Genomic DNA, 13,358 nt, shown 5'->3' with positions numbered 1-13,358 from the left:
CGCTTTCAATTTTGAATCGATCCGATGATTGTTGGCGAGATCGCCGAGCATGACGACCTTAGAGGGGCACAGGCGCCGTTTGAAGCAAAATTACTGCTGCAGTGCCAAAAAAACATGCTGCAGCGCACTTTCTTCCCTCAATCCGATCGAATTTAAATCGATTAACGAACGCACCCACTTGACTCCCAGGCGATTCAATGGCGAGATCAAAACAGCCAAAGCGCTTTGGAAGTCTCTTCGAAAGGTTGCGGTTGCCCTTTCGCTGAGTCACAGTTCCGCGGGCGTCGGCGGACGAAATGGAGGTTTCGTCCTGTTTGTGACCACTGGGAGGACTTGCGATGAAGAAAATGCTTCTCTTGGGTGCGGCGTGCGCGGCACTCACCCTCAGCCTGCCGGCGCAAGCCGAACTGAAGTTCAAGCCGGGCGAGGATCAGAAGTTTCACTGGGCGAACTACGACGACCTCAAGAAGGTTGATCTCAAGGGCGAGACGCTGACGATCTTCGGGCCGTGGCGCGGCGAGGACGAGGCGCTCGTGCGTTCGGTTCTCGACTATTTCCAGGAAGCGACCGGCGCCGAGGTCAAGTATTCCTCGTCCGAAAATTATGAGCAGCAGATCGTCATCGACACCCAGGCCGGCAGCCCGCCCAACATCGCCGTCCTGCCGCAGCCCGGCCTGATCCAGGACCTTGCTTCCAAGGGCGTGCTCACCCCGCTCGGCGACGACGTCGCCGCCTGGATCAAGGAAAATTACGCCGCCGGCGACTCCTGGGCCAAGCTCGGCACTTATAACGGCAAGGACGGCAAGCCCGGCTTCTACGCCTTCCCCTACAAGATCGACGTGAAAGGGCTGGTCTGGTACTCGCCCGACAATTTCGACGAGGCCGGCTACAAGGTGCCGAAGACCCAGGAAGAACTCGCCGATCTCGAAAAGAAGATCATCGCCGATGGCGGCAAGCCCTGGTGCATCGGGCTCGGCTCCGGCGGCGCCACCGGCTGGCCGGCGACCGACTGGGTCGAGGACATCATGCTGAGGACCCAGCCGCCGGAAGTCTACGACAAGTGGGTCAAGAACGAGATCCCGTTCACCGACCCGGCCGTGGTCAACGCCATCGACATCTTCGGCAAGATCGCCACCGACGACAAGATGGTGGACGGCGGCGCCAAGGCGGTCGCGGCGACCGACTTCCGCGACAGCCCGAAGGGCCTCTTCACCGTGCCGCCCAAGTGCTACATGCACCATCAGGCATCGTTCATCCCGTCGTTCTTCCCGGAAAACGTGAAGCTCGGCCAGGACGCCGACTTCTTCCCCTATCCGCCTTACGCCTCCAAGCCGGAACTGGGCACGCCGCTGGAAGTGGCCGGGACGCTGGTGATGATCACCAAGGATTCCAAGGCCTCGCGCGAATTCATCAAGTTCCTCGAAATGCCGCTCGCGCATGAATTGTGGATGGCGCAGAAGAGCTTCGTCACTCCGTTCAAGGCGGCCAACAAGGATGCCTATGGCAGCGAGGCGCTGAAGAAGCAGGGCGAGATCCTGGTCGGCGCCACGACGGTTCGGTTCGACGGATCCGACCTGATGCCCGGCAAGATCGGCGCGGGCTCCTTCTGGACCGGCATGGTCGACCTGGTCGGCGGCAAGTCGGCGCAGGACGTCGCCGGCGACATCCAGAAAAGCTGGGACGGCATCAAGTAAGCCATCCTGAAATCCTCCTCATCCTCCTAATGGATCCGGGCTACGGCCCGGGCCCGACCGGCGGCCGACGCCGGAAGCCTTCGCGTTTCGATCGTTCCGAATAACCGAAAGTCGGCGCATCCGATCGGCAGCCTCGGCTGGCCGGTCATGCGCAGGGAGAGGGACCCATGGCGGCTCAGATTTTCTCGGCCATATTCGTCATCATCATCGGCGTCGGCGGCTGTGTCGCCTATTTCTGGGGCGCCAACAGACTGCTCGACCTCATCTTCCCCTCACGCGGGGTATCCGGCGGCGCCGCCATCAACAATCTGCGCCGGCAGGGATATGTGCGGCCGTGGCTGTTCGTCGGCCCGGCGCTGATCATCCTTACCGTATACCTGATCTACCCGGTGATCGCGACGCTGTGGCTGTCCTTCTTCGACCGCGGCGGCACCAGTTTCGTCGGGCTCGCCAATTATGAATGGGCGGCCGGCGACCACGACCTGCGCAACTCGATCCTCAACAACATATTGTGGCTCGCCGTGGTGCCGGCCGCCTGCACCTTCCTCGGCCTGATCATCGCCGTGCTCACCGACAAGATCTGGTGGGGCACCATCGCCAAGAGCCTGATCTTCCTGCCGCTGGCGATCTCCTTCGTCGGCGCCAGCGTGATCTGGAAATTCATCTACGAGTATCGCGGCGAGGGCCAGATCCAGATCGGCCTGCTCAACGCCATCATCCAGTATTTCGGCGGCCAGCCGCAGGTGTGGATATCGCTGCCGTTCTGGAACAACTTCTTCCTGATGGTGATCCTGATCTGGATCCAGACCGGCTTCGCCATGGTCATCCTGTCGTCGGCGCTGCGCGGCATTCCCGAAGAGACGCTCGAGGCCGCGGTGATCGACGGCGCCAACCCGTTCCAGATCTTCTGGAAGATCATGGTGCCGCAGATCTGGGGAACGATCGCGGTGGTGTGGACCACCATCACCATCCTGGTGCTGAAAGTGTTCGACATCGTGCTGACCATGACCAACGGCCAGTGGAACAGCCAGGTGCTCGCCAATCTGATGTTCGATTGGATGTTCCGCGGCGGCGGCGATTTCGGCCGCGGCGCGACCATCGCCATCATCATCATGATCGCGGTCATCCCGATCATGGTCTGGAACATCCGCCAGGCCAACAAAGAGACGGGGGGACACTGAGATGGCCGCCAAAACCGGAAAGTCCTTTATCGGCCGCTTCGGCGTCCATATCGCCGTGCTCGTCTTCGTGACGATCTGGACCATCCCCACCCTCGGCATCCTCGTCTCGTCGCTGCGCGACAAGGACCAGATCGTCGCGTCGGGCTGGTGGAACTCCTTCGCCAGCTCCAGCCAGAGCGAGGCCGGCCGATTGCCGGCCGCCTCGGCGCAGACCCAGAAGGACGGCAAATACGTCATCGAGGGCAACATCTTCGGCGACGGCCCCAAGCGCGAGATCAGCGCCTTCGGCGTGAAATCTGCCGCGCCGACGCAGTACAAGGCGGGATCGGTCGCCGACCTCAATGACGGCGTCAGCCTGCAGATGAATGCCGACGGCGGCTTCGTGCTGTCCTCACCGAAAGCCTTCGAGGGCGACCGCGGCCAGCGCGTCTATTTCGCCTCCTCGGCGCCGCCCAAATTCACCACCGACAACTATCAGGCGGTGCTGTTCTCGGAGGGCATCGGCCGCTCCTTCATGAACTCGCTGACGGTGACTATTCCAGCGACCGTGATCCCGATCCTGATCGCCGCCTTCGCGGCCTATGCGCTGGCCTGGATGCGCTTTCCCGGACGGGCGCTGCTGATCGCGGTCATCATCGGCCTTCTGGTGGTGCCGCTGCAGATGTCGCTGATCCCGTTGCTCAGGCTCTATAACGGCGTCGGCACCTTCTTCGGCGTGCCGTCCAAGACCTATCTCGGCATCTGGCTGGCGCATACCGGCTTCGGCCTGCCCTTCGCCATCTACCTGCTCAGGAGCTACATTGCCGGCCTGCCGCGCGAGATCATGGAATCGGCGCGCATCGACGGCGCCAGCGATTTCGAGATCTTCGTCAAGATCGTGCTGCCGCTGTCGTTCCCGGTACTTGCCTCCTTTGCCATCTTCCAGTTCCTGTGGGTATGGAACGATCTTCTGGTGGCGATGGTTTTCCTCGGTACGGCGCCCGATCAGATCGTGCTGACGGCCAAGCTCAACGCGCTGCTCGGCTCGCGCGGCGGCAACTGGGAGATCCTGACGACATCGGCGTTCATCACCATCATCGTGCCGCTGATCGTGTTCTTCTCGCTGCAGCGCTATTTCGTCCGCGGGCTGCTTGCCGGCTCGGTGAAAGGAGGTTGAAGACATGCAATCGGCTTTGAAGGCGACTTCGAGACCAGACCCCGCCCCAGACCCCGACATCGACCGCGACTGGTGGCGGGGCGCGGTGATCTACCAGATCTATCCGCGCTCCTACCAGGACTCCAACGACGACGGCATCGGCGACCTGAAGGGCATCGTGCAGCGCCTGCCCTACATCGCTTCGCTCGGCGTCGATGCCATCTGGATCTCGCCCTTCTTCAAATCGCCGATGAAGGATTTCGGCTACGACGTGTCGGATTATTGCGACGTCGACCCGATGTTCGGAACGCTTGCCGATTTCGACGCGCTGGTTACGGAAGCCCACTGGCTGGGGCTCAAGGTGATGATCGACGAGGTGCTGTCGCACACCGCCGACATCCACCCGTGGTTCAAGGAAAGCCGTTCCAGCCGCGGCAATCCGAAAGCCGACTGGTATGTGTGGGCCGACGCCAAGCCCGACGGCACGCCGCCCAACAACTGGCTGTCGATCTTCGGCGGCTCGGCCTGGCAGTGGGACACCAGCCGCCAGCAATATTACATGCACAATTTCCTGGCCGAGCAGCCCGACCTCAACTTCCACAATGAGCAAGTCCAGGATGCGCTGCTCGACATCACCCGTTTTTGGCTGGAGCGCGGCGTCGACGGCTTCCGCCTCGACACGATCAATTTCTACTTCCACAGCCTGGGGCTGGAGGACAATCCGCCGCTGCCGCCGGAACAGCGCAACGACCAGACCGCACCCGCGGTCAATCCCTACAACTACCAGGACCATCTCTACGACAAGAGCCGCCCGGAGAACCTCGGCTTCCTGGAGCGCTTCCGCGCGCTGCTCGACGAATACCCGGCGCAGGCCGCCGTCGGCGAGGTGGGCGACTCCCAGCGCGGCCTGGAAGTGGTCGCCGCCTACACCGCGGACGGCAAGCGCGTGCATATGTGCTATTCCTTCGACTTCCTGGCGCCGGAGAAGATCAGCGCGGCGAAAGTGCGCGCGGTGCTGGAGGCCTTCGGCACGGTCGCCAGCGACGGCTGGTCGTGCTGGGCCTTCTCCAACCATGACGTGATGCGGGTCGCCTCGCGCTGGGCCGCCAACGAGGCGAACCCGACCGCCTATCTCAAGGTGATCTCGGGGCTTTTGATGTCGCTGCGCGGCTCGGTGTGCATCTATCAAGGCGAAGAGCTCGGCCTTGGCGAGGCGGAGCTGAAGTTCGAAGACCTGCAGGATCCCTACGGCATCCGGTTCTGGCCGGAATTCAAGGGCCGCGATGGCTGCCGCACGCCGATGGTGTGGGACGCGGCCGCCAAGAATGGCGGGTTCTCGGCCGCCAAGCCCTGGCTGCCTGTGCCGGGCAAGCATCTGTCGCAGGCCGTCAACGTGCAGCAGGGCGACGCAAGCTCGCTGCTCGAGCACTACCGACGCTTCCTCGCCTTCCGGCGCCAGCATCCGGCGCTGGCCAAGGGCGACATCGACTTCATCGAAAGCGACGGCGACACCGTCGCCTTCACGCGCCGCGAGGGCAATGAGCGGATCGTCTGCGCCTTCAACCTCGGCAGCAAGGCCGCCGAGATCAATCTCGGCAAAGGCGCGCTGCAACCCTTGCCCGGGCATGGCTTTTCGGGACAGACTGGCAGCGGGCCGGTCCGCCTCGGCGGATACGGCGCCTGGTTCGGGCGCATCGACTGAATTTCTAAAACAGAGATCAACGGGAGAGGAAAAACATGGCCGATGTCACGCTCAACCAGGTGAAGAAATCATACGGCAACCTCAACATTCTCCACGGCATCGACCTCGACATCAAATCGGGCGAGTTCATCGTCTTCGTCGGGCCGTCGGGTTGCGGCAAGTCAACCTTGCTGAGGTCGATCGCCGGCCTCGAGGAGATCACTTCGGGCGAGCTGAAGATCGACGGCGAGGTGGTGAACGACGTGCCGCCGTCGAAGCGGGGCATCGCCATGGTGTTCCAGTCCTATGCGCTCTATCCGCATATGACCGTTTACGACAACATGGCCTTCTCGATGAAGATCGGCAAGGAAAGCAAGGCCGAGATCGACAAGCGCGTGCGCCAGGCGGCGGAGATCCTGCAGCTGACCAAGTATCTCGACCGCCTTCCCAAGGCGATGTCGGGCGGCCAGCGCCAGCGCGTCGCCATCGGCCGCGCCATCGTGCGCAACCCGAAGGTGTTCCTGTTCGACGAGCCGCTGTCGAATCTCGACGCAGCACTTCGCGTCGCCACCCGCATCGAGATCGCCAAGCTCAAGGAATCGATGCCGAACACGACGATGATCTACGTCACGCACGACCAGGTCGAGGCGATGACGCTGGCGGACCGCATCGTGGTGCTGAAGGACGGCCGGATCGAGCAGGTCGGCACGCCGATGGAACTCTACAAGCGCCCCGGTAACCTGTTCGTCGCCCAGTTCATCGGCTCGCCGGCGATGAACATCCTGCCGGCCAAGATCGACAAGGCCGGCAACCCGACCGTGGTCAGCCATGTCGGCGGCCGCAAGGCCACGGTGCCGATCGCGACGCCGGCCTCGGCCAATGGCGCGGCGGTGAGCTTCGGCGTGCGGCCGGAGGATCTCGCGATCGCGACCGGCGCGGACTATCTGTTCGAAGGCAAGGTCGACTATATCGAGCAGCTCGGCGAGGTTCAGCTCGTCTATGTCGATATCGGCCGCACCGACCTGCCGCTGGTGGCCAAGCTGCCGGGCAATGTTGAGGTCAAGCGTGGCGAGACGTTGCGGCTCAACGCCAACGGCGGCGATCTGCACATCTTCGACGCCGACGGCCATTCCTTCACGCTGCATCACGAGGAAGCGAAGGCGGCCTGAGGCTTGGAGCGGTCCAGCATTCGATAGAAGCTGAAGCCTATGCGGAAAAGAAAAACGGCGGGCCAAGACCCGCCGTTTTCTGTTCTTGCGTCGTCTCTTTGTTTTACGCAACTCCGAACGGAAAAGCGTTCAGACTTTCCTGGAATTGCTACCGCTGTTAGCGGCCGAAGAGGTTGTGGTCGCTGCCCTGAGCGGCCGGCTTGTGAACGTCGTTCGACGAGTTCAACAGCTTGTAGGCCGTCGAGTCGGTATTGATCGACGACGTGCGCGTGGTGTCCACGGCGGGAGCCGGCTGGTTGCCGCCGACGTTGCCGGTATGGCCACTCTCCGCGGCAAAAGCAGCGCCGGAAACGGCCAACAGAGCGGCCGTGGCAAGGATGATCTTCTTCATTTCAGTGCTCCTGAATCTTGCGATCCGACCGATGCGGCGGGCGAGCCCGCCGCCGGTTCAAGGTCGGCTGTTAGTTGTTGCCGAAAAGGTTGTGGTCGGCGCCCGTCGCGGCAGGCTGCTGGGTGGCCGGCGCGGACTTGTGAACCGAAGCCGTGTAGGACGAGTCGACCTGAGCGGACGCCTGATTGGCTTCGTTCGGGTTGTAATGGTCGCTACCAGCGAAGGCGCTGCCGGAAATTGCCAGAAGGGCTGCGGCAGTGAGAACAATCTTTTTCATTTTTGCTACTCCAGTATCATTATTCAGTCCGTCTAGCGGCGTGTCTTGGGAATGAAATCGCGTCGTTCGGACAATGCTGATTTGGGTGAGCCGGCTCCCGGATTCCAATCACGAAGTTTTTCCGTCTGGACCACGAATCCGCCTCTTGAAGTTTTCATAAGCATGCCTATGACTTTATTTTTATGCATATTAATCAACGTGTTATGTGAATTCTTCAGTTGGCTCACCAAATGTGTCGGAGCCCCGACGTTCACACCGTCCTGCACGCACCGTCAACAGAAACGAACCGTTCAGTTCGATTTTAGAACCTCCTAATAGTCACTTTTCGATACTGTTAACCATCCTGCCCCTGTTCCGAAGGCCGATTCGGTTCGCTCCGGAACCGCATTCAGACTGAAAGCCAAGGGGCGTTCGTGCCGGAAGGAGTCGCACCCGCCTCCTTGCCGGCGCTGGAAATCGAGGCCTGAACCCGCCGGTTAACGTTCAAAATGGTCGTCATGGTGCCAACTTGCCTTGCCTTGCCAAGCATGAGCCGAGTGTTTACAGCCGTTCTCCAGGGGTCAGGGCAATGATGCGACCGGCACAGCCGCCGGCTTGCAGAGCGGGGTCAGGAACATGCCTCTTTCCGAGGTCTATGCTGTCGCGAGCAAGGACATCGTCTTCGAATCCTTCGACGGCGAAGCCGTCGTGCTCGACCTCTCCAACGGCAAGTATTTCGGCTTCTCCGATTCCGGCAGCAAGGTGTGGCAAGCGCTGTCCTCGGGCGTCGGCACCGAGGCGCTGATCCGATCGGCCGCGGGCGCCGAAATGGTGAGCGCCGAAGCACTCGAGACATTCATCGCGCAGCTGGTCGAGCTTGGGCTGCTGGCTCCCTCCAGCGCAACGCCGCTGCCCTCTTCCGACGATTTGCCGGCGGCGCTGGCGGCGGCAAGCGAGCCGCTCAATGTCAGCGTCCATGACGATCTTGCCGACCTCATCACCGTCGACCCGATCCACGAGGTCGAGGAACCGCTCGGCTGGCCGGCCGTCAAGCAGGTTTCCTGAGCGGTCGGCGGCGGACGAGGTCAGGCTGGAACAGACCATGCCGCGCGTGACGCTCGAGACCCTGCCCGACTACGCCCGCTTTCTCATCGCCGCCGCCGAAGGCGCTGCCGCGCAGTTTCCAGTCCGGCGAACCGTCCGCCTGCCCGGGCTGGAATTGATCGCGCATCTCGATCCCGGCGCGTTCGCGGATGCCCTTGGCCACGCGTTCCTGGAAACCGACGGCGATTCGCTGAGCTCCCGCCAATGCCGCATCTTCATCGGCCATCCGGGCGTCGGCGGCATGCCGGTGCCGGCAAGCTGGGGCGATGCGCATTTCACCGAACATGGCTTTGCCCAGAAACTCGCCGAGGTCGGGCTGCGCGGCCATCATTACCACGATCTGGATTTCTGGCAGGTCTACGATCCCGACCGACGGGTCGGCGTCCAGTTGATGCGGTCCGCCGACGCGTTTCCGCCCTGGGAACAGGGGGCGCCGTTGCGCGCCTTCCTGCACTGGGAATACGCCGCCCGCGGCATGCGTCTTGCCCATGCCGGCACGCTGGGCCTCGACGGCAGGGGCGTGCTGCTGGCCGGCGCCGGGGGTGCGGGAAAATCCGGAACCGTCGTTGCCGGCCTGCTCAACGGACTGGACAGCGTCGGCGACGACTATGTGCTCATCGACCTCGAGAGCGGCGTGACCGCGCGACCACTATTCTCAATCCTGAAACAGGACCCGCAGGGTTTTGTCCGGCTCGGGCTGGAAAGGCGGCTGGGCACCGACCGCCCGATCAACTGGCAGGGCAAGCATGCCTTTCACATTAACGAGATCGCGCCTCGACCAATGCGTGCAACCCTGGACATTTTTGCGTTGATGGTGCCACATATCGGTGGCGGCGAGACAAGCTCGATCGTGCCGATGTCGCGTAAGGATGCAGTGATCGCGCTGGCGTCGTCGGGCATCGCGCAGATGCCTGGCGAGCGGGAAAGCGGCTTTCGCTTCTTCAGCGATCTCACGCGCTTGCTGCCATGCTACCGGCTTCTCCTCGGGACGCATCCGGAGGAGATCGCCGGTACGATTGCGGATTTCCTAGCGCGGGCGCCCGATGAAGCTGAGCGTGATCATGCCGGTCTATAATCGCGAGCGCTTCGTCGTCCCGGCCCTGCGATCGCTGCTGCGGCAGCGCGATGGCGCCGATCTCGACATCATCGTCATCGACGACGGCTCGACGGACGGATCGGTCGAGGCGGTTCGCGCCATGATGGACAAGGACACCTGCATCCGCCTGTTCCGGCAAGCTCATATAGGGGTTGCCGGAGCCCGCAATGCCGGGCTGCGGCAATTGCCGGCGGATGCCGGCTTCGTGTCCTTCCTCGATTCCGACGATATTTCGCTCGCCAACCGGTTCAAGGCCGACCTCGACCATTTCGAAACGCATCCCGGCCTCGATCTGACCTACTCGCTGATGACGGTGGTCGACCGGATCGACGACGAGACGTTGGAGCCGGCCGCGAACAGCCGTATCATGACGCTTCGCGGGCTCTCCTTGAGCACCGCCCTGTTCAGCCGGGCGCTTGTCGATCGCATCGGCTGGTTCGACGAGGAGTTCGAATTGTCCGAGGACACAGACTATCTGCTGCGCGTCTTCGAAACGGGCCCCCGTTTCGAGCTTCTGGACAGCGTCGCGGTCTACTACCGGCGCCATGCGGGGAACGCCACCAGGGAGAATAACCGCAGGCTGCGCGACCATCTGCGGGCGATGCACAAATCGATGCGGCGGCGCAGGGCGGACCCTTCGCTGCGCGAGGCTCCGGGAATTTTCGAGTTCAAGAGCCCGCCTGACTGGCAGGTCATGTGATGAGCGCCGGGGGGCGGGACCAAACAAGACAGCCGGGGAGCCACGAATGAGGCTCTCCGTGATCATGCCGGTCCACAATCGCGAGACTTATGTAGGCGCAGCACTTCGCTCGCTGCTCAGGCAGCGCGACGCCGCCGATCTCGATATCATCGTCATCGATGACGGCTCGACCGACGGTTCGGCCGATGCGGTGCGCACGATGATGGACGAAGCACCTCACATCCGGCTGTTCCAGCAGGAAAACATGGGCGTGACCCGGGCGCGCAACAGCGGGCTCGGGCGGCTCAAGCCGGAAACGGAACTGGTGTCCTTTCTCGATTCGGACGACATCTCGCCGGCCGGGCGCTTCGCGACGGATCTCGATTTTTTTAGACGGGATCCCTCGCTCGAGCTCACCTATTCCAGGATGATGCTGGTCGACCGGATCGACGACGAGACGCTCGAGCCAACCCGCGACAGCAACACGATCAGCGTTCGCGGCATCCATCTCTCTGCCGCGATCTTCTCGCGTGGCCTGGTCGACCGGATCGGCGGTTTCGACGAGGACTTCGTCCAGGCCGAGGATACGGACTTCCTGTTGCGCAGCTTCGAGGCCGGCCCCCGATACGCGCTGCCGGACACGCTGGCGCTTTATTACCGTCGGCATGCCGGCAACATGACGAAGCAGGATGACGTGCAGTCGCGCGAGTTCATGCGCGCCATCTACAAATCGATGAAGCGCCGCAGGGCCGACCCGTCGCTCAAGCCCATCGAAGGCATCTTCGAACTGAAGAAACTCGCGGACTGGCGGTTCATGTGATGAGCGCATACAGCGTCGTCATTCCGGCCTACAACGCCAGCGCCACGCTCGCCGAGACGCTGCGATCGGTGGCGGCGCAGACGCTGCGGCCCGAACTGGTCGTGGTGGTCGATGACGGCTCGACCGACGATCTTGCCGCGGCGAGCGGCGGTATCGACCTGCCGCTCAGGCTTTTGCGCCAGGACAATGCCGGGCCGGGCAGCGCGACCACCCGCGGCATCGCCGCGCTGTCGACGCCCTTCATCGCCACGCTCGACGCCGACGACCTTTGGCTGCCCGGAAAGATCGCCGCGCAGCTTGCCCATCTCGAACGGCTTCCCGGGACATCCGGGGTCTTCACGCATATGCGCAGTTTCCGCGACGGAGAGCCCGATGCGATGGCCCCGACCGCAACGCCCGGCTGGTCGCGCTCGACGATGCTGATGCGCCGGGCGGCCGTGGAGAGCGTCGGCCCGATGGTCGACCCGCCGGGCGGCCGTGGCGAGATGATCGACTGGATCGCCCGCGCGCGGGAAAGCGGTTTTGTCCTCGACATGATGCCTGACGTGCTGGCGCTGCGGCGCATCCGGCCGGGCAGCCTGTCCTACGGGCGCGACACGGCGCGCGACCGCGGCTACCTGGAAGTGGCACGGCTCGCCATGCTGCGGCGGGCGCAAAGCAAGGCCGGCTCCAGCTGATGGCCAGGATCCGTCGCATCGGCAGGCGTTTTCCCGACTATGGCTGGTCCTGGCCGACCGGCTCGCTCGACCAGTTGCTCAAGGCCGCACTTCTGCCCGACGAAGAGGCGGCGCGCCTTTGCGCCGAAGGCTGGCTGGACGAGAACGACATCGACCATGTCTCCTTCCGGGAACACCGCCTGCTTGCCGCGATTTCCGATCGGTTCGGACGCAAGCTTGCCGGCCACGCCGCCTATCCGCGCCTGGTCGGCCTGCAGAAGATGCTGTGGACCAAGTCGCGCATGGCCATGCGCGAGGCCGAGCCGGCATTGAAGGCGATGGTCGATGCCGGTTGCACGGTGATGTTGATCAAGGGCGCCAGCCGCATCGCGCTCGACGCCGCCGCGCAACGCGGGCGCGTGGCGCATGACATCGACATACTGGTGCGGCCGCACGATATGCAGCCGGCTTTCGATGTGCTGCGCGACCGCGGCTGGCAGATCGCCACCGGTGTTTCCCCGCAATATCTGCGCACAAGGCTGGCATCGCTGCGCTCGATGAATTTCTTCAAGGGCAATTACGGCGACATCGACCTGCATCAGCTGGCCTATGACGGCTCGCAGCAGGACGCCGAAGACGACCTCGCGATCTGGCGCCGCGCGATTGCCGCCAAATTCAGCGATGTCGGCGTGGTCGTGCCCTCGCCCGCCGACCGCATCGCGCTCGCCATCGCGCATGGCGGCCTCGACGCGCATACGCATAGCGACTGGCTGGTCGACTGCACTGTCGCCATCGAAGGCGGTGATGTCGACTGGGCCATATTCCTCGATATCGTCGCCAGGCGCGGCCTCGCCGTCGCCGCGGCGGTGGCGCTTTCCTACCTTGCGCTGGAGATCGGCATCGCGGTGCCGGAGGCTGTCCTGGCCAAGGTGGTGGACATGGCAGACCGGCGCGGCGCGGCGCGCCTGTCGTCCGTCCTGCAGGCCAAGCCGCGCACCGATTTCGGCGCGCTGACCTGGCTGTCGCGGGGATTTGCAAAGCAGCTGCGCCTGCAGCGCAAGAAAGGCCGACTGAAGCAGACCGAGCCGGACATCGTGTGGCGCGGCAAGTCGATGGCGGCGAACGCAGCCGGGAGGCCCGCGCCGTTCATGCTTTCCCAGCCGCTGGATGAGCCGCAGGGCGACGTCAGCGAGATGATGCTCGATCTCATCGTGCGCATCGTCGTTCCGCCGGTCAGGCGTCGCATCGAGATGGAGATCAATGCGGGCGACCGGCACGTGGCCCGGCTGCGCTCGATGGCGATCAGCCGCTCCGGCGGCGAGCGGATGCTGCGCTTCCGCGGCAAGGTGAAGCTCGACCGGGCGGGGCGGACCCTGGTGCTGGAGGCGCGGCCGTCACGGCAGTTTCGCGTCTGGGACAACGAGCAGGCCGTCGCCACCTATGGCGCGCTGCCCTTCCAGCTCGTTTCGGCAAAATTCTCGTCGAGCGGCTGATAG

13 protein-coding genes are annotated in these 13,358 nt (G+C 63.5%); 11 read left to right on the top strand and 2 right to left on the bottom strand.

Annotated elements, in window-relative coordinates; genetic code table 11:
• Positions 1-338: 338 nt before the first annotated feature.
• The 5 genes from LB572_RS25040 (at position 339) to LB572_RS25020 (ending at position 6,860) form a co-directional block, all read left to right on the top strand.
• A complete protein-coding gene (locus tag LB572_RS25040; RefSeq protein ID WP_224669611.1) occupies positions 339-1,694 on the top strand; it encodes an ABC transporter substrate-binding protein in 1,356 nt (451 codons plus the stop codon).
• Between the two features lie 167 nt (positions 1,695-1,861).
• The gene (locus LB572_RS25035) at positions 1,862-2,875 is read left to right on the top strand and encodes a carbohydrate ABC transporter permease (RefSeq protein ID WP_224669610.1); all 1,014 of its coding nucleotides are present in this window, start codon (positions 1,862-1,864) and stop codon (positions 2,873-2,875) included.
• Between the two features lies 1 nt (position 2,876).
• Positions 2,877-4,031 carry a carbohydrate ABC transporter permease gene (locus LB572_RS25030; protein ID WP_140806984.1) on the top strand — a complete coding sequence of 385 codons (1,155 nt, stop codon included), beginning with the start codon at positions 2,877-2,879 and terminating at the stop codon, positions 4,029-4,031.
• Positions 4,032-4,035: 4 nt separating this feature from the next.
• Positions 4,036-5,712 (top strand): alpha-glucosidase, encoded by a 1,677-nt coding sequence (locus tag LB572_RS25025; RefSeq protein WP_224669609.1) that lies wholly within the window; start codon positions 4,036-4,038, stop codon positions 5,710-5,712.
• 35 nt (positions 5,713-5,747) lie between these two features.
• A complete protein-coding gene (locus LB572_RS25020; protein WP_140806986.1) occupies positions 5,748-6,860 on the top strand; it encodes an ABC transporter ATP-binding protein in 1,113 nt (370 codons plus the stop codon).
• 157 nt (positions 6,861-7,017) lie between these two features.
• On the opposite strand, the gene LB572_RS25015 is transcribed toward LB572_RS25020, so the two are convergent.
• Together LB572_RS25015 and LB572_RS25010 are read right to left on the bottom strand one after the other, a co-directional pair.
• Complete coding sequence (locus LB572_RS25015; protein ID WP_140806987.1) at positions 7,018-7,251, bottom strand: DUF680 domain-containing protein; 234 nt, start codon at positions 7,249-7,251, stop codon at positions 7,018-7,020.
• Positions 7,252-7,321: 70 nt separating this feature from the next.
• Positions 7,322-7,528, bottom strand: coding sequence for a DUF680 domain-containing protein (locus LB572_RS25010; protein ID WP_140806988.1), 207 nt, complete (start codon positions 7,526-7,528; stop codon positions 7,322-7,324).
• A gap of 615 nt (positions 7,529-8,143) precedes the next feature.
• On the opposite strand from LB572_RS25010, the gene LB572_RS25005 reads away from it, so the two are divergent.
• From LB572_RS25005 to LB572_RS24980, 6 genes are read left to right on the top strand one after another with little or no spacing between them, the layout of a single operon-like run.
• A complete protein-coding gene (locus LB572_RS25005; protein WP_140806989.1) occupies positions 8,144-8,572 on the top strand; it encodes a PqqD family protein in 429 nt (142 codons plus the stop codon).
• Between the two features lie 37 nt (positions 8,573-8,609).
• Positions 8,610-9,686 (top strand): serine kinase, encoded by a 1,077-nt coding sequence (locus tag LB572_RS25000; protein WP_224669608.1) that lies wholly within the window; start codon positions 8,610-8,612, stop codon positions 9,684-9,686.
• Positions 9,655-10,407, top strand: a complete 753-nt coding sequence (locus LB572_RS24995) for a glycosyltransferase family 2 protein (RefSeq protein WP_224669607.1) — start codon at positions 9,655-9,657, stop codon at positions 10,405-10,407. Before LB572_RS25000 ends, LB572_RS24995 begins: the two co-directional genes overlap by 32 nt.
• Before the next feature lie 46 nt (positions 10,408-10,453).
• On the top strand, positions 10,454-11,206 hold the full coding sequence (locus tag LB572_RS24990; protein WP_224669606.1) for a glycosyltransferase family 2 protein: 753 nt from the start codon (positions 10,454-10,456) through the stop codon (positions 11,204-11,206).
• The gene (locus tag LB572_RS24985) at positions 11,206-11,883 is read left to right on the top strand and encodes a glycosyltransferase family 2 protein (RefSeq protein ID WP_224669605.1); all 678 of its coding nucleotides are present in this window, start codon (positions 11,206-11,208) and stop codon (positions 11,881-11,883) included. The genes LB572_RS24990 and LB572_RS24985 overlap by 1 nt, the downstream gene beginning before the upstream one ends.
• A complete protein-coding gene (locus LB572_RS24980; protein ID WP_224669604.1) occupies positions 11,883-13,355 on the top strand; it encodes a nucleotidyltransferase family protein in 1,473 nt (490 codons plus the stop codon). Before LB572_RS24985 ends, LB572_RS24980 begins: the two co-directional genes overlap by 1 nt.
• The last annotated feature ends 3 nt before the right edge of the window (positions 13,356-13,358 follow it).

Origin of the sequence: Mesorhizobium sp. BH1-1-5, assembly GCF_020165615.1 — a bacterium.
In the GTDB taxonomy this organism is placed as follows: Bacteria; Pseudomonadota; Alphaproteobacteria; order Rhizobiales; family Rhizobiaceae; genus Mesorhizobium.
Note: the sequence above shows the minus strand (reverse complement) of the source record. Positions and strands in the feature narration are given on the sequence as shown.